16 protein-coding genes and 1 tRNA gene are annotated in these 19,519 nt (G+C 40.9%); 6 read left to right on the plus strand and 11 right to left on the minus strand.

The genetic code is table 11. The features are described from left to right. Positions 1-164: 164 nt before the first annotated feature. The 10 genes from QL984_RS05160 to QL984_RS05205 form a co-directional block, all read right to left on the minus strand. Positions 165-1,304, minus strand: a complete 1,140-nt coding sequence (locus QL984_RS05160; RefSeq protein WP_096038304.1) for a hypothetical protein — start codon at positions 1,302-1,304, stop codon at positions 165-167. Next, a complete protein-coding gene (gene nlpI, locus QL984_RS05165; RefSeq protein ID WP_013464539.1) occupies positions 1,288-2,160 on the minus strand; it encodes a lipoprotein NlpI in 873 nt (290 codons plus the stop codon). The genes QL984_RS05160 and nlpI overlap by 17 nt, the downstream gene beginning before the upstream one ends. Positions 2,161-2,345: 185 nt before the next feature. Continuing rightward, complete coding sequence (gene pnp / locus QL984_RS05170; protein WP_013464538.1) at positions 2,346-4,472, minus strand: polyribonucleotide nucleotidyltransferase; 2,127 nt, start codon at positions 4,470-4,472, stop codon at positions 2,346-2,348. A 362-nt stretch (positions 4,473-4,834) separates the two neighbouring features. Continuing rightward, a complete protein-coding gene (rpsO, locus tag QL984_RS05175) occupies positions 4,835-5,104 on the minus strand; it encodes a 30S ribosomal protein S15 (protein WP_006793376.1) in 270 nt (89 codons plus the stop codon). A 109-nt stretch (positions 5,105-5,213) separates the two neighbouring features. Beyond that, positions 5,214-6,158 carry a tRNA pseudouridine(55) synthase TruB gene (gene truB, locus QL984_RS05180; protein WP_013464537.1) on the minus strand — a complete coding sequence of 315 codons (945 nt, stop codon included), beginning with the start codon at positions 6,156-6,158 and terminating at the stop codon, positions 5,214-5,216. After that, the gene (rbfA, locus tag QL984_RS05185) at positions 6,158-6,565 is read right to left on the minus strand and encodes a 30S ribosome-binding factor RbfA (protein WP_008467148.1); all 408 of its coding nucleotides are present in this window, start codon (positions 6,563-6,565) and stop codon (positions 6,158-6,160) included. The genes truB and rbfA overlap by 1 nt, the downstream gene beginning before the upstream one ends. Positions 6,566-6,722: 157 nt before the next feature. Then, entirely contained in the window at positions 6,723-9,380 is a 2,658-nt protein-coding gene (infB, locus tag QL984_RS05190; protein ID WP_013464536.1) for a translation initiation factor IF-2, read from the minus strand. Between the two features lie 25 nt (positions 9,381-9,405). Then, a complete protein-coding gene (gene nusA, locus QL984_RS05195; RefSeq protein ID WP_013464535.1) occupies positions 9,406-10,905 on the minus strand; it encodes a transcription termination factor NusA in 1,500 nt (499 codons plus the stop codon). Positions 10,906-10,943: 38 nt separating this feature from the next. Beyond that, positions 10,944-11,399: a ribosome maturation factor RimP gene (gene rimP, locus QL984_RS05200; protein WP_008114543.1), complete on the minus strand. Its 456-nt coding sequence runs from the start codon at positions 11,397-11,399 to the stop codon at positions 10,944-10,946. A gap of 279 nt (positions 11,400-11,678) precedes the next feature. Beyond that, positions 11,679-11,755: transfer RNA gene (locus tag QL984_RS05205), tRNA-Met, on the minus strand. Positions 11,756-11,979: 224 nt separating this feature from the next. Here QL984_RS05205 and QL984_RS05210 point away from each other — a divergent pair. The 4 genes from QL984_RS05210 (at position 11,980) to QL984_RS05225 (ending at position 16,405) form a co-directional block, all read left to right on the plus strand. Next, entirely contained in the window at positions 11,980-13,533 is a 1,554-nt protein-coding gene (locus QL984_RS05210; RefSeq protein ID WP_016899452.1) for a cryptochrome/photolyase family protein, read from the plus strand. A 159-nt stretch (positions 13,534-13,692) separates the two neighbouring features. Then, the gene (locus QL984_RS05215) at positions 13,693-14,706 is read left to right on the plus strand and encodes a phospholipase (RefSeq protein ID WP_016899451.1); all 1,014 of its coding nucleotides are present in this window, start codon (positions 13,693-13,695) and stop codon (positions 14,704-14,706) included. Further along, a complete protein-coding gene (locus tag QL984_RS05220; protein ID WP_016899450.1) occupies positions 14,706-15,896 on the plus strand; it encodes a peptidylprolyl isomerase in 1,191 nt (396 codons plus the stop codon). Before QL984_RS05215 ends, QL984_RS05220 begins: the two co-directional genes overlap by 1 nt. Further along, positions 15,893-16,405 carry a hypothetical protein gene (locus QL984_RS05225; protein WP_016899449.1) on the plus strand — a complete coding sequence of 171 codons (513 nt, stop codon included), beginning with the start codon at positions 15,893-15,895 and terminating at the stop codon, positions 16,403-16,405. Before QL984_RS05220 ends, QL984_RS05225 begins: the two co-directional genes overlap by 4 nt. Before the next feature lie 59 nt (positions 16,406-16,464). Here QL984_RS05225 and QL984_RS05230 read toward each other — a convergent pair whose 3' ends face one another. Next, entirely contained in the window at positions 16,465-16,911 is a 447-nt protein-coding gene (locus QL984_RS05230; RefSeq protein WP_016899448.1) for an Hsp20 family protein, read from the minus strand. 289 nt (positions 16,912-17,200) lie between these two features. Here QL984_RS05230 and QL984_RS05235 point away from each other — a divergent pair, with 289 nt between their 5' ends. Then, positions 17,201-17,464: a GrxA family glutaredoxin gene (locus QL984_RS05235; protein ID WP_008114535.1), complete on the plus strand. Its 264-nt coding sequence runs from the start codon at positions 17,201-17,203 to the stop codon at positions 17,462-17,464. Positions 17,465-17,624: 160 nt separating this feature from the next. After that, on the plus strand, positions 17,625-19,457 hold the full coding sequence (locus QL984_RS05240) for a DEAD/DEAH box helicase (RefSeq protein WP_016899447.1): 1,833 nt from the start codon (positions 17,625-17,627) through the stop codon (positions 19,455-19,457). The last annotated feature ends 62 nt before the right edge of the window (positions 19,458-19,519 follow it).

Consider the following 19,519-nt stretch of genomic DNA (forward strand, 5'->3'; position numbering starts at 1 on the left):
ATAAACACGGTTTTTGTCTATAGAAAGCGCTTCTAGCGGGGCAATAATCAAACAAAAAAGTCTATAAATTAATGAACTGGGATAAAACCGGCTCAGCTTTTAAGCAGTTTTAATAGGCTCATATAATCATTGGTTAAACAACCTAAAAGCACTCTATTTAATGATTAAAAGCGCGGGAATAAATCTGCATGTTGCTCTATATGAGTTTGCCACAAAGCCCGATATTGCTCTGAAAGTCCAACCTGTTGATATTGCATAATAGACCACTGTGCGCTTGGCTTATAAGCAACACCTCCTTGCTGACAGCTTTTGCTTTTGTGCCATCCTTTTGGCGCATCAGTGTTATGAGCAATAAACAAGTTAGGGGCAACCAACCCCTCAAGCTGACAAAGCCAAGCTTGTTTTTTTGCTGGTAAAGCATATTCATCTTCAAAACCATTAAAGTGCATTAATTCATGTAAAAAGACTGCATAATTAGCCTGCGAGTTAATATGCATTAAGCCCTGATGCACATTGGCAGTACCTTGCTTGGGCATCATAATCGCAAAATCGAATCCTTTAGGAAGCCGCTGCTTAAGTGATGACTGTTGCCAATCGCACTGCGCAAGCGTTGCTTTAGTGCTGTTACAAGCAATTGCATTACCAACATATATAGGCTTTGAAAAACAAAATGCATTACTACTAGGCTCTGGGTGTTGTGCGTATTTTTTCACAAAGTGGTTGAGCCTATATAAACCATCACGGTGATCGCTCAGCATTAGCACATTAAATGTGCATTGCTTTTGTATCTCAATTTGATCGCTCGCTACCAAAAACCCTAATTTATTCATAAAGGAGTTGTTTAATGCATCGAAGGGAGCATGCTGTTGTAACTGTAAATGATAAAAGGCATCCCCTTTAGGTAACTTATTGTGAGCTTTTAATAACGCTAAATCTTGCCAACGCTGTTGAGCAAGCAATGAAGCTGCGAGATGTTTTTGTTGTTTAATTGTTATCTCATCGAGGCTTGCTTGCCAAAAGAGCTTGGCGGTTTCAGTTTGATTATTGGCTATTAATGATAACCCATATCCGTATTGTGCATGGGCTATTTTATTGCGTGCTAAGGTGGCTAATGAGGTCGGGGGGAGTTGTAAAATATGCGATGCAAAGTAACCAGGGAATTGCCAATAACTATCAATCACATTGGCTTTGGCGTGCAATACTTGCCAAAAGCCAATGCTATTTTGTTTATTACTGGAGCCACTAATTAAGCTAGTGCACAGTAATAAAATACTTAATTTAAAAAAATTAGCCCGCGCTTTCACTTGCCATCAACTCAAGCTCTAAACGTGCATATTTATATTCTATAAATTCATGAACGTTCGTGGCCAGCGCCAACTTAAAGTAATCTGTTGCAATTGAAAGCTCACCTGCGGCTTGGTGCTGTTTAGCTAAGTAAAAATAAGCTTCACATAAACGTTGAGCATATTCTTGTTGTGAACTTACACCATCGGCTATCCCTGAAAAAAATGCTTTTTCACTCATATCACCTACATACAAGGCAATAAGCTGGTATGCCCATTCATTTTCATCAAGGGCCGCCGCATTAGCTTTTAACGAAGCGAGTGCCTGAGTTTTATCTTGTGCGGCCTGCGCTAAATAAAGCCACAGCACACGATAAGGATCGTTAGGAGAGCGCTCCAAAAACGTTTTAAAGTCATCCTTTGCAAGCGTAGCTCTATCACCATAGTACAAAGCAATACCACGATTTAAATACGCATATTCATGTTCTTGGTCTAACTCTATGGCTGAATCAAAATACTCGTATGCTTTTTCGTATTGCTGCATCAAGGTATGTTGAATCCCCAAAAAGTTATACACTTCAGCCAAGTCGGGCTTAAGCTTAACCGCTCGGTTAAAATCAATTCGCGATAAAGTTGTCATGCCTAAGCTATCAAACAGCACACCACGGTCATAATACAGCTTTGCTTGTTGCTCTGTACTTAAGTCTGCTCTATTTAATAGCTCTGAAAAACGAGCAATGGCAATTTCATTTCTAAAGTCTGATGCAAGTGGCGCAGTAAATGGCACATTAATAATAGCAGCGGGTTTAGTAGTAGCCTGACAAGCGCTTAAAGACAAAATAGCAAAAGATGCCAAGGCTAAATGTTTAAGTCTCATTAAAATCCTTAATACCGAGGTAAGTAGCAAATAGATAAGACATAAGCTGTCTTGTAAGGTTCATTCTTGTTATATGTTACTTAACGTCTTGAACACAATAGATTGCTAACATTAAAGCATAAAAAAAGGGGCTAAACAGCCCCTTTTTATACTATCCAGTAATTATCTGGATGAAAGATTAGCAATTACGCGTCTTTAGACTCGTCAGCTGCAGGTGCTGCTGATTCCATTGCTTCTTTAATACTTAGACGTACACGGCCTTGGCGGTCTACTTCTAGTACTTTAACTTTAACTTCTTGACCTTCACTAAGGTGGTCAGCAACGTTGTTAACACGCTCTGTGCTGATTTGTGAGATATGCACTAGGCCATCTTTTCCAGGAAGAATATTTACAAACGCACCAAAGTCAACGATACGTACAACTTTACCTTCGTAGATAGTACCAACTTCAAGCTCAGCAGTTAATTGCTCAATACGGCTAATTGCATTTGCTGCACTTTCACCGTCTGTAGCAGCAATTTTGATTGTGCCATCATCACCGATTTCAATCGTAGTACCTGTTTCTTCAGTAAGTTGACGAATAGTTGCGCCACCTTTACCGATTACTTCAGCAATTTTCTTCTGTGGGATTTGCATCGTGTAAATACGCGGAGCAAACATAGATAACTCTTCAGAAGGTGCAGAAATCGCTTCGTCCATCACACCTAGAATGTGTAAACGAGCTGCTTTAGCTTGCTTAAGCGCGATTTGCATGATTTCTTGCGTGATACCTTCAATCTTGATATCCATTTGTAGTGCAGTGATACCGTTAGTTGTACCCGCTACTTTAAAGTCCATGTCACCTAAGTGATCTTCATCACCTAAGATATCTGAAAGTACTACAAAGTTTTCTTCTTCTTTAACTAGGCCCATCGCGATACCCGCAACAGAGGCTTTAATTGGTACACCCGCGTTCATAAGCGCTAGAGACGTACCACAAACCGATGCCATTGAAGATGAACCATTTGATTCAGTGATTTCAGATACAACACGAATTGAGTAAGGGAACTCAGTTAATGTTGGCATTACAGCTTGGATACCACGCTTAGCTAGGTTACCGTGGCCGATTTCACGACGCTTAGGAGAACCTACAAAACCCGTTTCACCTACACAGAATGGAGGGAAGTTGTAGTTAAGCATAAAGTGGTTTTTGTGCGTGCCAGTTAAATCATCGATTAACTGTGAGTCACGTTCTGTACCAAGTGTTGCTGTTACTAATGCTTGCGTTTCACCACGTGTAAAGATTGCAGAACCGTGAGTACGTGGAAGTACGCCCGTCATTACATCTAGTGCACGGATCATATCTGGTTCACGACCATCGATACGTTTTTCGCCAGCAGCGATACGGCCACGAACGATTTTCTTCTCAAGTGAACCGAATACTTTACCTACTTCTTGCTTATCAAGCGTTTCGCCTTCAGCAAGTTCGCTAGTAAGCGCTTCAACTACGGCATCTTTTGCTGCAGTTAATGCTTCTTTACGCGCTACTTTATCAGTAATACGGTAAGCTTCGCCTACTTTATCAGCAGCAAGTGTTGCTACTTTCTCTTCTAATGCAACGTTTTTCTCAGGTGCAGTCCAATCCCAAGTAGGTTTGCCTGCTTCTGCTTTAAATTCGTTGATTGCCTTGATGATAGACTGTGATTGCTCATGGCCGTATACAACTGCGCCTAGCATTACGTCTTCAGCAAGTACGTCTGCTTCTGATTCAACCATAAGTACGGCGTTATCAGTACCAGCAACAACTAAATCAAGTTGGCTTTCTTCAAGCTCTTTTAGTGTTGGGTTAAGTACGTATTCACCGTTGATGTAACCAACACGTGATGCACCAATTGGACCGCTGAACGGGATACCAGAGATAGCAAGTGCTGCTGATGTACCAATCATCGCAACCATATCAGGTTGGATTTCAGGGTTTACAGAAACAACAGTCGCGATAACTTGTACTTCGTTTACGAAACCATTTGGAAAAAGTGGACGAATTGGACGGTCAATAAGACGTGCAATTAGCGTTTCGCCATCGTTAGGACGACCTTCACGCTTAAGGAAACCACCTGGGATACGACCTGCAGCGTACATACGCTCTTGGTAGTTAACTGTTAGTGGGAAAAAGTCTTGGCCTGGTTGAGCTTCACGCTTACCAACAACCGTTACTAGCACTGACGTGTCGCCAATGCTTGCTAGTACTGCGCCATCTGCTTGACGGGCGATAGCACCTGTTTCTAGCGTCACTGTGTGTTGACCTAGTTGAAATTCTTTTATAATTGCTTGCACTTAAAATATTCCTTAAATGTATTTTTAGTATTAATTAAGTTTTCATCAAAGTACCAATTACAGTACATAATTGTATTCAGTTGGAAATCAATTAAGTACTACAATTGGCAATGATGTAAATAACCGTAGATAAACCTTTTTATCTACGCGCCATAGTATATAACAAAGTCAGGTAAAATTGCGAGCTTAGCACCGAGATAAAATAGTGCTTGCAGCAATGTCAAAAACATTCGCTTTGTGAAAGATAATAGTATGGCTTTTATTCGATATTTCAAGGGGTTTACTAAGAAGTACTGGGGAAAGCGAGAAAATTCAGACACAAAAAAAGGAGCTAAAAAGCTCCCCTTTTGATAATCAAGTTCTTAGCGACGTAGGCCAAGCTCTTTGATTAACGCAGTGTAACGCGAGATATCTTTACCTTTAAGGTAATCAAGCAGTTTACGGCGAGTGCTTACTTTACGAAGCAGACCACGACGTGAGTGGAAGTCATGCTTGTGATCAGCAAAGTGACCTTGAAGCTTGTTGATATCAAAAGTAAGTAATGCTACTTGTACTTCAGGTGAACCAGTGTCGCCTTCAGCGCGTGCGAATTTAGCAATGATATCGATTTTTTCTTGATTGCTTAGTGACATAATAACTCCAAAAGTTAAATTTAATAGGTGCTTTAGCCGATCACTAATTCAGCCAAAACGATTAAGCGGGCGTATTCTACCAATTATCAGCATAACTACAAGTTAAACTTTACTCTGGTTGCTGATTAGACAAGCCACGTTTTGATTTTAGATGGCCATCAGGATTACGTTCACCAGTACCAATAAAGATTCCGTCAGCCAGAACTTTTATTGCACCTTCAGGTAATTCTTTACCTAGCACCACAGCTTGACCATGGCTAAATGCTATTCCCTGCTCTTTAGTAATTTCCACAACAGGTAAATCAACTAACGCGGTATCCATTGGCAATAATAGTTCGTCAAGGTAAGTAGAAGGCGCAACGTCTTGTTCTTTCGCTTGATTTAATAACGTTTCTAACTGCTCAAGTGTGACCATTTTATCTGCTGGGTAATGCCCTACAGCACTACGATGCAGCATAATCACATGCGCGCCGCAGCCAAGGTTTTCACCTAAGTCATCAACGATAGTACGAATATATGTGCCTTTAGATACATGGGCAGTCATTTGTATTTCGTTGGCTTGCTCATCAAACTCATCAAGCGTTAAGCTAAATACGTTAATTTTTCGACATTTGCGAGGAACTTCTATGCCTTCACGCGCATATTTATATAAAGGCTTGCCTTCATATTTAAGCGCTGAGTACATTGATGGGTATTGATCTGACTCACCTAAAAATTTAGCAATTTCCTGTGTAAGCAGTTCAGCAGTAACATTAACATCACGCGTTTCGACCACTTCACCATCAGAGTCTGACGTGGTAGTACGCTCACCCAGTTTTGCTCGCACAACATAGGTTTTATCTGTATCGAGTAAAAACTGGGTAAACTTAGTGGCTTCACCAAAACAAATAGGCAGCATACCGGTCGCAAGCGGATCGAGCGCACCAGTGTGCCCCGCTTTTTGAGCAAAATAAATACCTTTCGCTTGCTGCAGTGCTTTGTTTGATGAAATACCTTCTGGTTTGTTTAACAACAAAATACCATCAACTGGACGGCCTTTACTGCGTCTTGCCATTAGTCTTTAGTGCCTTCTTCGCTATCTGTTTCATCATCAACATGCTTAGCATTATCTTCACGAATGATAGAGTCCACTAAGTTAGAGATTCGCATCCCTTCCATTAATGAATTATCAACCACAAATTTAAGCTCAGGCATGATTCGCGCACGAATACGTTTACCTAGCAACGAGCGGATATAACCGGTTGCTTCGTTAAGTACTTTGGCACTTTGCTTGGCTGCATTTTCATCTTCAGTGTTAAACACAGTAATGAAAACTTTGGCATAAGATAAATCGCGCGATACTTCTACCGCAGACACTGTCACCATGCCCAAGCGTGGATCTTTAATTTCGCGTTGTAAAATCACCGCAATTTCTTTTTGAATTTGCTGAGCAACACGATCAGTGCGAGAAAATTCTCTCATTTCACTTTCCTAAAATTATAACTTATTGAAAAATAATAATAAGCTAACTAAATAATGGATACACAAATGGGGGCTGAGCCCCCATTTAAAATCTTAGCATAGGTTATGTTGGGCTATCGAGGTACAACCTTGAATGTCCAACACCACCTAATAACAATTAAAGAGTACGTTGTACTTCAACTGTTTCAAATACTTCGATTTGGTCACCAACGCGAACATCATTGTAGTTCTTAACGCCGATACCACATTCCATGCCGTTACGAACATCAGCAACGTCATCTTTAAAGCGACGTAATGACTCAAGCTCGCCTTCGTAAATAACCACGTTATCACGAAGTACACGAATTGGTGCGCTACGCTTGATAGTACCTTCAGTAACCATACAACCGGCAATTGCACCAATTTTTGGAGACTTAAATACGTCACGTACTTCAGCAAGACCAATGATTTCTTGTTTAAACTCAGGCGCAAGCATACCAGACATGGCTTGCTTAACTTCTTCGATTAGCGCGTAGATTACGCTGTAGTAACGAAGATCTAGGTTTTCAGAATCAATCACTTTACGCGCTGATGCATCAGCACGAACGTTGAAGCCAACCACAATCGCGTTAGACGCTGCCGCAAGAGTTGCATCAGTTTCAGTGATACCACCAACACCAGAACCAACAATCTTCACTTTTACTTCATCAGTAGAAAGCTTAGTTAATGAGTCTGAAATTGCTTCGATTGAACCTTGAACGTCTGCTTTAAGTACCACGTTAACTTCAGATACGTCGCCTTCAGTCATGTTAGTAAACATGTTTTCAAGCTTCGCTTTTTGTTGACGCGCTAGTTTAACATCGCGGAATTTACCTTGACGGTAAAGTGCAACTTCACGCGCTTTTCGCTCATCTTTAACTACAGTTGCTTCATCACCGGCAGCTGGAATACCAGACAGACCTAAAATCTCAACTGGAATAGAAGGACCGGCAGACTTAATGTCTTTACCGTTTTCATCGCGCATTGCACGAACACGGCCGTATTCAAGACCACATAATACAATGTCACCTTGATTAAGCGTACCTGACTGAACAAGAATAGACGCAACAGGACCACGGCCTTTATCAAGACGTGATTCAATAACAACACCTGCAGCCATACCTTCGGTCGGCGCATTTAACTCTAAAAGCTCAGATTGCATTAATACAGCTTCTAGCAGGTCATCAATACCTAAACCAGTTTTTGCTGAAATGTGCACGTACTGTGTATCGCCGCCCCACTCTTCTGGGATAACGTCTAGCTGAGCTAGTTCGTTTTTAACGCGATCTGGATCTGCGCCTTCTTTATCCATTTTGTTAACAGCAATAATTAAAGGAACGCCAGCTGCGCGAGCATGCTGTACCGCTTCTTTAGTTTGTGGCATTACGCCATCATCGGCTGCAACCACTAGGATTACGATATCAGTTGCTTTTGCACCACGAGCACGCATTGATGTAAATGCGGCGTGACCCGGAGTATCTAAGAAAGTGATCATGTTGCCGTTAGTTTCAACGTGGTATGCACCAATGTGCTGTGTAATACCACCGGCTTCGCCTGATGCAACTTTAGCTGAACGAATGTAATCAAGCGTCGATGTTTTACCGTGGTCAACGTGACCCATAACAGTTACTACTGGCGCACGTGGCTCTGACTTACCATCTTCATGGCGGTCATTAAGTACTGTTTGCTCTAATTCGTTTTCTTTAACGATGATAACTTTATGGCCCATTTCTTCTGCTACAAGTTGCGCAGTTTCTTGGTCAATAACTTGGTTAATAGTAACCATGTCACCCATTTTCATCATAGTTTTTACAACTTCAGCACCTTTAACCGCCATGCGTGATGCAAGCTCAGCAACTGTAATTGTTTCACTAATACGCACTTCGTTTTTAACATCAGCCGTTGGTTTTTGGAAACCGTGCTGTAATGACGCTGGCGCTTTTAGCTTACCTTTTTTACCTTTAGACGCTGCAAATTTATCTTTTGCTGGCGCTTTTTTCTTTTTCTTCGCACGGCGAGAGCCTTGCTCTTCGCGAGCATCAGCTACATCTTCTGCTTCACGTGCGTACGTTGAAGTCGTAAGGTGGTGATCCGCGGTTTCTTCGCGTTTCTTACGTTCTTCTTCTTCTTTCTTCCAGCGTGCTGAGTTCTCTTCAGCTAGCTTTCTTGCCTCTTCTGCTTGACGTTTCGCTTCTTCTTCAGCTTTCTTCAATGCGGCCTCTTCTGCTTCTTTTTGCAGACGCTCAGCTTCGATGCGATCTTTCTCAGACTTAGCACTTTGCTCAGGGGTCATCTGCTGTTGTTTCGCTTTACGCTCAGCATCTGCTTTGCGTTTAGCTTCTTCTTTGGCTTTACGATCAGCGTCTTCTTTTGCTTTACGTTCTGCCTCTTGTTTTGCCTTTAATTCAGCAGCGGCTTGTTCAGCTTTTTGCTGCTCTTCAAGACGTGCTTTTTCTTCAGCGGCTAGACGTTGCTGTTCTTGTTCTTGCTCAACAGCACTTTTTTTCACATAAGTGCGTGTTTTACGAACTTCAACTTGCACAGCTTTTGCTTTACCCGTAGAGCCCGTCACACTTAATGTGCTTTTGCTCTTACGTTGCAATGTCATGCGAGCAGGGCCTTCAGAGCCCGTGCCACCATGTTGCTTGCTTAGGTGATCAAGTAACGTCGCTTTTTCAGCTTCAGTTACATTATCGCCTGCTTGTTTAGTAATACCGGCTTGTGAAAACTGCTGTAGTAATTTATCAACAGTTGTACCTATATCACCGGCTAGTTTTTCAACATTTACTTCTGCCATAGTCTCTAATACCTCCGTTAATAAATTACTCGTCTGCAAACCAACAAATATTACGTGCAGCCATAATTAGCTCGCCCGCTTTCTCTGAAGATAGCTCTGTAATATCTACAAGCTCATCAATGCCTTGCTCAGCTAAGTCTTCAAGTGTTACTACACCCTTACTTGCCATAACAAATGCTAAATGACGCTCTAAGCCTTCAAGCGCAAGTAAGTCTTCTGCAGGCTCAGCGCCTTCTAAGCTTTCTTCCGTTTTAAGCGCTTTCGTTGTTAATGCATCTTTTGCACGTGAACGTAATACGTCCACTGTTTCTTCATCTAAGCCGTCGATTTCTAAAAACTCTGAAGCCGGAACATAAGCAACTTCTTCAAGTGTTGAGAAACCTTCGTTGATAAGTAATGATGCAAATTCGTCATCAATATCTAAGTTTTCAGTAAATAAGTTAATTAACTTATCTGACTCAGCTTCGTTCTTAGCGCGCATTTCATCAACGGTCATTACGTTTAATTCCCAGCCAGTTAATTGGCTTGCTAAACGTACGTTTTGACCATTACGACCAATAGCTTGTGCTAAGTTATCAGCTTCAACAGCAATATCCATTGAGTGTGTATCTTCATCCATTACGATTGAAGCCACTTCTGCTGGTGCCATTGCGTTAATAACAAACTGTGCAGGGTTGTCATCGTAAAGTACGATATCAACACGCTCACCGCCAAGTTCTGACGATACCGCTTGAACACGTGCGCCACGCATACCAACACACGCACCAACAGGGTCAATACGCTTATCGTTAGATTTAACCGCGATTTTAGCGCGTGAACCTGGATCACGTGCTGCAGCGCGTAATTCAATCATTTCTTCGCCAATTTCTGGCACCTCAATGCGGAATAATTCCATCAGCATTTCTGGTTTAGAACGGGTTACAAATAATTGTGCACCGCGTGCTTCAGGCTTCACTTCATATAAAAGACCGCGGATACGATCACCCGGGCGGAAGTTTTCACGTGGCAGCATGTCGTCACGATAAATAACCGCTTCTGCGTTGTTACCTAAATCAAGTACGATTGCATCACGGGTTGCTTTTTTAACAACACCCGTTACCAGCTCGCCTTCTTGATCTTTATATGCTTCAACGACTAAGGCGCGCTCTGCTTCACGTACTTTTTGTACGATCACTTGCTTAGCCATCTGTGTTGTTATGCGGTCAAATTTAATTGATTCAATCTGCTCTTCTACGTAGTCGCCCATTTTCAAGTCAGGTTCTTCAACTTGAGCAGCTTCTAACGTGATTTCGCTGTATGGATTCTCTAAAGAACCATCTTCTAAAACTTCAGCTATTTGCCAGCGACGGAAGGTATCGTAATCGCCGGTTTTACGGTCAATTGCAACACGTACATCAATTTCACCATCATGCTTTTTCTTTGTCGCTGTCGCTAATGCGAACTCTAGAGCTTCAAAAATCTTTTCTTTTGGAACCGCTTTCTCATTGGAAACGGCTTCAGCAACCAATAATATTTCTTTTGCCATGGGTAATGCCTCGCTTGCCCTATTCCTTCGCACTCGAATTAAAACTTTGCGATTATGTTCGCACGTTCAATGTTACTAAGCATGATTAAATGCTCCGCACCATCGCTAGATAGTGTGATCATATCGCTGCTAACTGCTATTAAGTCGCCTTTAAAATTACGGCGACCATCTTGTGGAAGCTTAGTACGCACGCGTACTTCCTCTCCTTGCGCCTGCTCGTAGTGATCTTGTTTGAATAATGGACGATCAACACCAGGAGACGACACTTCCAAATCGTATTCGTTTGTAATTGGGTCTTCGACGTCTAAAATCGCACTAATTTGACGACTTGCATCGGCGCAGTTGTCAACTGAAATCCCATCCTCATGAGCAATGTATACTCTTAAGGTAGAATGGCGACCCGCTTGTACAAACTCAAGCCCATGTAATTCAAAGCCTAACATTTCTACCGCAGGCGTTAACATGGTTACTAAATCTTGTTCAAGTTTTGTCACGAAAATCCTCCATACAAACAAAAAAAGGGCTTATAGCCCTAAAATACTGAGTTTAAATTTTGATTTAATCGATAAACATTAAATCAAACGGTGCAGATACAACAACGCCCCGAACCAAGCGGGGCGTCACACCAAAAAACGCAAAACTGTGTGGCCTATGGCCAAGCTTGGTTGCGAGTCAGTACCCTGACCAAATTAAACTTCATTAGCTTAAACGCAAAACGCGCATTACTTAGAATGCGCGATATAAAGTAGTAAGCATAAACCTACTATTAAGATTGGTTGCGGGAGCCGGATTTGAACCAACGACCTTCGGGTTATGAGCCCGACGAGCTACCAGACTGCTCCATCCCGCGCCAATAGATAAAAAGTTAATAACTTAATATCGCTGTTAGTAAATTTTATAACCTACTAAACAATGGCCGCTATTATAAAGATGTACACCTAAATTAGCAACCACAATAAGTAATAAGTTGATAAAAAAAGCAATGCTGTTTATTGCTTTGCTCTATGATTAAAACGACATGTAGAAATCGATCGCTTTTTAAAATACAGCGTATAAAGATAATTTTGGCTCATTATGAAAAAATTCAAAACCTTAAAACTAATTTTAGGTGACCAGCTAAACCCCGCTCATTCTTGGTTTAAAGATAAATCCGATGACACCGTGTTTGTTATTGCCGAGCTCATGCAAGAAGCGCTGTACGTAAAGCATCACGTGCAAAAAATATCAGCCTTTTTTAAAGCCATGGAAAACTTCGCTAACGCCTTAAAAGATGCCGGCTTTAACGTGTTGCATTTAACGTTAGATGACACCAAAGACGATGATAACTTACCCGCTCTTTTAACTCGATTAGCTAAGCAGCATGAATGCACCTCAATTGAATATCAATACCCAGATGAGTACCGTTTAAAAACACAACTGCACGACTTTGCCACTAACAGCGAATTAGCTGTGACTGCCTGTGACAGCGAGCATTTTTTATTAGCCTACAGCGACATAGATAAACGCTTTAAAAAAGATAAGCACGTCACTATGGAGCATTTTTATCGGGCAATGCGTAAGCAGTTTGATATTTTAATGGATGATGACAAACCTCAAGGTGGCCAATGGAACTTTGATGCGAATAACCGTAATAAGTTTTCAAAAAGCGATTTAGCCGATATCCCCAAACCCAAATTATTTAAAAATGATGTTAGCACCATCATTGAGCGTTTAGATAAACATAAAATAAAATACTTTGGGCAAATAGAAACCCAATTAAGCTGGCCAACAACCCGTAAACAAGCAATAAACGCACTTGATCACTTTTGTGCACATTTACTTCCCCGCTTTGGTCAATTTCAAGATGCGATGACAGATCAATGCCCTGATAAAGATACCTTTTATCACAGCCGGTTATCATTTGCGTTAAATGCCAAAATTTTACATCCTCGCTATGTTATCGACCGTGTGGTCAAAGAATACCAACAACGCCAAGATGAAATATCTATTTCTCAGGTTGAAGGCTTTATTCGTCAAGTACTGGGTTGGCGCGAATATGTGCGTGGTGTCTATTGGAAAAACATGCCCGATTACGCTTACAAAAACCAGCTTAATGCAACCCGTGCACTGCCACGTTATTTTTGGAATGGTAAAACAAAAATGAACTGCCTAAGCCACTCATTAACACAAAGCTTAGACAGCGCGTATGCCCATCATATTCAACGTTTAATGGTAATAGGTAATTTTTGTTTACTAACCGCTATTAACCCTGATGAAGTGGATGAATGGTATTTGGGTGTTTATATCGATGCTATTGAATGGGTAGAAATGCCTAACGCGCGTGGCATGAGTCAATTTGCTGACGATGGCATCATTGCTACTAAGCCTTATGCGGCTAGCGGCAACTATATAAATAAAATGAGCGACTACTGTAAAAGCTGCCAATATAAGGTGAAAGAAAAAGTAGGAAAAGACGCTTGCCCTCTAAATAGCCTCTATTGGCAATTTATGCAAACACACCGAGAGCGGCTTGAAAAAAATCCACGAATAGGCATGGTTTATCGCAATTGGGATAAACAAGATGAATCATTGCGCCAAGAAACCTTAGAGCAAGCTAACAACTATTTAAATAATATTGAAAAGCTTTAAATATAAATGCCGTCAATTGACGGCAGCATTCTTGATAGTTAATATTAAAGTACCAAAATAGGTAATATTGTTAATTAAATGTTTAATTTATTTGTCATGTCAGTGTAATGAGCTTATTTTTTAATAGCACCTCTTACTCCAGACTATGATGAGAATAAAATGAAAAAACAATTAATTGCAGCGACACTTTTATTGCTCGGTACAAGCCAAGCTCAAGCTTTTAGTCAAGAAACTCACAAACGTATTGTTCTTGATGCCGTAAATTATATGCAGCAACACCCAGCCAGCACCGAATATGCTGCCCTACGTCAGTACGCTGCACAAAACAATCTGACAATCTCTGAATTAGCGGAGCTGCTGGGACAAGCTGCTTATGATGTAGATGACTTTGAAGACACCTTTTTCTGTGGTGCTATTACAGGTTCATGTGTTCAAGCGCCAGTATGGGGAGCAGCGCAAAGTATAGTTAAATATACAAGCTATTGGCATTTTCAAAATCATACCCAAGGTGCAGACCACCATGGAAACGATTTTGGTGGTTATAATTATGAAAAGCTCACCGTTTGGGGCACTATTGATAATCTTGCATCTGCTTGGCTTAAAGGTGACTATCTTGATGATGGTAAAGGGGGAGAAACAGGTTGGTTCAATGCCGACTCTTCAAAATATAACAGTTATGGTGTAACAGAATCTCACTACAGAATCGATAGCAACTCAACCTATTCTATGTACGATGACTTTGAAGAAATGCCATTTCAACCTATCGATAATTTAGGGCAATATTGGTATCAAAGTTACTTACAGAGCGGCAATCCGCAAGTATTAGGGTTTGTGTTCCATACTACTGATTTATTACAGCCTCACCACACGTGGACCACATCAGATCTAAATCATTCTAGCTGGGAAAGTTGGGTAAACGATTACTATGACCAAGAGCAGCTCAACGATTTATCACTCGTTACTCAAGCAATGCAAACGTTCTCGCCTTTAGATAAAAATAGCCAAGATGTTCGCCCATTATTAACTCAAGGCGGTTCATTTTCTTATGCACAAGGTGGGATTGTGCTCAACTCAGAAGATCATTTTGATCGCCTTAATATAGCTAAGCAGGTCGTGCCCCATGCAATAGCAATGGTGGTGCACTTATTAAACCATGCCATGGTTGCTCGCTAATGAAAAAAATGGCAATTTTAGTGATTACATTACTAGGTGTGTTTTACCACTCCCTAGTAATGGCATCATTTACACAATACAACAGTGATGAAATTAACTTTATGCATCGTGCTTATTTAAAGCACAACCCTGATATTACAATCAATGAAGTTAGAACTCGTCTGTATGAGAATCAGTTTTTATTACAACAAGCTGCGCTAAAAACCCCTGCGATAATAAAACGACAATCTGCCGTTGGTTTTAGTACTCAATACCATGTTGAACGTTACTTAAAAAATCTGCTCGATTCACAATTAGCTATAAGTGCACAGTCAAGCCCGATAAAGCTTGAAATTTATGATAACCAATGGCTTAAACACACATTAGGGCCCTACCCTAAAAATGGCCAGTATGTGCAAAGCGCCATCAAAAAAATGCAGCAGTTTGATTTAACCCCTCTTTTGTATAACGCTATTAATTTATATGAATTTGTCGATTCACTATCAATGCAGGTACGCTTTAAACTCCACAAAGGAGATAGTGAACTATTCAAAAGTGAATTAATAAAAAAACGGCAATTCAATATAGCGTTTTCAAAAGCCAAACCGATTTTGGCAAAACAGAATATTGATATTGAACATCTGTATGAAATAGCTCAAGGAGATATTTTGCGCTCCTCCATTCAAAGCTGGCTAGGCATAAATACAATGATGCATATGCAAAGCCCCGTTCTTGAAAAACTAGAGAAACAAGTAAACAAAAGCGAAATTAAAGCATTTTATCAAGCCAATAAATCGCAGTTTAAATTTTTAAGCCACGTAAAAGCCCATGGAGCTCAATTTGCAAATCGAGCCAATGCTTTAGGTTTTCGCACCTTGGCCGGTAACAAAACGCTAAAACAAGCATTAGTAATATCAGGAAAACAAGATATATATGCTCAATACAACAGTGAATTAAACCGTAAAAACAAAAGTAGCTGGGTTGTACAACTTGCGTTCACAACTAAAGAAAACACCATTTCTCCTGTTATACGTACACCCAGTGGTGAATGGGTGGTGATACACAGTTATGAGCATCAGTTTGAGTACTTTTCGCCAGAAGATGAAACCGTTCGGTACCAAGCAACAAAGGCCATCGCAAAACAAAAAGCGGTACAACAGTATGAGGATACTTGGCTCAAGTGGCAAAATAAGACAGGAGTAATTTTATGAGCAAAAAAGTTTTCGTTTCTGTTGTTGTAGCTTGTGTTGGTATGTACGCACTTTTTACTCAATATACTAGTAAACCAACGATAAAGAATATTGATTCCCTTAACCAAGCTAAAAGTGTTAAGCAAATAACGTCACTTGAGCTGACTACTGCTGACATGACCCAAGAGCTGAAAAGCACGCAATTAAACACGGTTACAACTAACAATACGAGCCCTCAGCCTTTGCCACCAATAACCTCTCCTGCCTATTTACCCAACATAGTAAAAAATACTCAGCCAGTTGCTCAGTACAGCGGTGATTTAAATAATCACCAGGCATATCAAGATTTCCACCTTGAACAGCAAAGACAGCTAGAGCAACGTTTTGTTATTGCTGCACAAGCCAAAATATTAAAACTTGAAGAATTACTGGCTAAAGGCCGACAAAAAAAGCTTTCACAAGAACAACTGCAAGTTGCGATAGATAAAATTAACGCTTTAAAACAAATGCAAATAAACTTAAAAGACTAACAACGCAAAAAGCCGCCAAATGGCGGCTTTTCACAGGGAAAATACATGTGCTAGCTTAACTATTTGCTTTCTAGCATATTGCCTGAGCCAATCTCGATTTTACGTGGCTTAAGGGCTTCTGGGATCTCACGTTCAAGGTCGATGCTTAGTAAGCCATTGGCTAAGTCTGCACCAAGTACTTTAACGTGGTCGCCTAACTGAAACTTACGCTCAAAGTTACGCTCGGCAATCCCTTGATGAATAAATTTGCGCTCATCATTTTGCTCTTTACCTGCTTTAGTGCCTGATACAACCAAAGTGTTGTTTTCAGATTGTAAGCTTAACTCGTCTTCACTAAATCCAGCGACTGCCATAGTGATACGGTACTTGTCTTTATCAAGCGCTTCGATGTTATAAGGAGGAAAACTTGGCTGCTTATCAGTTCGTGCAGCGGCATCCATTAATGATGCTAAATGATCGAAACCAATGAATGAACGGTATAGGGGTGATAAATCTACTGTACGCATAATAATATCCTCATATTTAAGCGATATATTGCTGCTACTTTTCGTTTGAACAAGTAACGGCAAAAGTTAATTAATAATATAATTTTCAAATAGTTCTGATTTACTGAAGACCCATCAGGCGTCCTCAAATAACTATTTATGGGCGGGCAATTTTATTTCAAGATTTTTTTATAAAATATTTTTATTTTTTTACAGGCCCTAAAAAAAGCGAACGCAATAATCGTTTTTTTGCACTGTAATAAAAAATGAAATTAGTTACACTAGGGTCAACTAATTTGAGGAGAGCGTTATGTTAACAGTAATTTTTGGCCGTGAAGGCTGCCCTTTTTGTGTTCGCGCTAAAGATGTTGCAGAGCAACTTGCTAATGATCGCGATGATTTTAAATACCGCTACATCGACATCATCAAAGAAGGTATCAGTAAAGAAGATTTAGAGAAGTCTGCAGGCAAACCATGCCCAACCGTACCGCAGATTTTTGTAGACCAAACTCATATTGGTGGATTCACTGAATTTGAAGCTTATGCTAAAGAAAACCTAGGCCTTTACCAGTAATTTTGTAGACAGAGTGTTAACCAGCTCAATTAACGTACAATTGAAGCTGGTTAAATTTCGACCAACATCAAACACATATAAATTAGTTGTAATTTATACAAGCATTTGCCTCGCATTTCCTATACAATGCGCGCCTCTTTAAATTCGTTGAGGCGTATTAATGTCAGAACCAGTCACGTTTGAATCTCTAAATCTTTCTCCTGCAATTTTAAAGGCAGTTGAAGAGTTGGGTTACAAGACACCATCTGAAATCCAAGCTCAATGTATACCGTTATTGCTAGAAAGAAAGGACGTACTGGGACTAGCACAAACGGGTACAGGTAAAACAGCAGCATTTGCACTGCCATTACTAAATAATATTGACCCGTCTGTGAAACAGCCACAGATCCTTGTACTCACACCTACCCGTGAGCTTGCGATCCAAGTAGCTGAGGCATTTGAACAATATGCAAAACACACTCGTGGTGTTGAAGTATTGGCACTTTATGGTGGCCAGAGCTACAGCATCCAGCTGAGCGCACTTCGTCGTGGCGCACAGATTATCGTTGCTACACCAGGTCGTTTAATCGATCACATAAACCGTGGCACTATCAAGTTTGATGCTTTACAAGCCCTTGTACTTGATGAAGCCGATGAAATGCTACGTATGGGCTTTATCGATGATGTAGAAAGCATCATGGAAAAAACACCGCGTGAAAAGCAAACATGTCTTTTCTCTGCGACTATGCCTAAGCAAATTCAAAACATCAGCAGCAAATATATGAATAACCCTGAACAGGTTCATATTTCTGCGCGCAACTCAACTGTATCATCAGTTGAACAAGTGTTTTGGAATGCACACGTACATAAAAATAAAGCGATTGTTCGTTTCTTAGAAGCTGAACAATACGAAGGTGCTATTGTTTTCGTACGTACGCGTAACGATACAGTGCAACTTGCTGAGTTATTAGAGCGCGAAGGTTTCTCTGCAGCGCCACTTAACGGTGACATGAACCAGCAAGCGCGTGAGCGCACGGTTGATCGTTTAAAAAGCGGCATGCTAAACGTTGTTATTGCAACAGACGTAGCGGCACGTGGTCTTGATGTAGACCGTTTAAGCTTAGTTATCAACTACGACATTCCACAAGACTCTGAAGCCTACGTTCACCGTATCGGCCGTACAGGTCGTGCTGGTCGTACTGGTAAAGCGATTCTTTTCGTTAAGCATAACGAGCGTTATTTACTTAAAAATATCATTCGTCATACTAAATCTGAAATCGCACAAGTTGAATTACCTACAGCTAAAGTTGTTGAAGAAAAACGTATCAATGCCTTACAAGAAAAGCTTACGCTTGCGCTTGAAAACAAAGATATTACTTTCTTCAATGAAGTGGCTGCCAACATGGCACAAAAACTTGAGCTTGCTCCTGAAGACTTAGCGGGTGCGTTACTGTGTTTAGCACAGCAACAATCACCAATTAAAGTTGAAGAAGTTAAGATTCAACCGCGTGAGCGTAACGAACGTAATGATCGTAATCCTCGTAGCAATGACCGTGGTCGTCGTAACGAACGCCCTGAACGCGGTGGTGAGCGCGCTGAGCGTAAACCACGCGAGCGTAACAGCCGTGATGCAGGCCCTATGGATACATACCGTATCGAAGTAGGTCGTGAGCATGGTGTTCAGGTTAAGAACATTGTTGGCGCAATTGCTAACGAAGCAGACATTTCAAGCAAGTTTATTGGTGACATTCGTCTTCACGACAGTCACAGTACGGTACAATTACCGCAAAACATGCCTAAAGATGTACTTGATCACTTCCAGAAAGTGTTTATTTGTAAACGCCCAATGGGTATGACATTAACACAAGATCAAGGCCCTTCTGAGCCACGCGGCGAGCGTTCTGAACGCCCTGCTGGTGACAAGAAGCGTAGCTTTAATAAAGATGGTCAACGCCCTGATAAGCGTAGCGGCCCTCGTAAAGAACGTCGCCCAGTTAGCTTTACCGCTAAGTAAGCAACGACTCTTTAGAAAAAAAGCCTTGGCATGAAAGTGCCAAGGCTTTTTTGTGTCTAGAA

This window comes from Pseudoalteromonas sp. APC 3495 (genome assembly GCF_030407645.1).
GTDB classification, from domain to species: Bacteria; Pseudomonadota; Gammaproteobacteria; order Enterobacterales; family Alteromonadaceae; genus Pseudoalteromonas; species Pseudoalteromonas tetraodonis.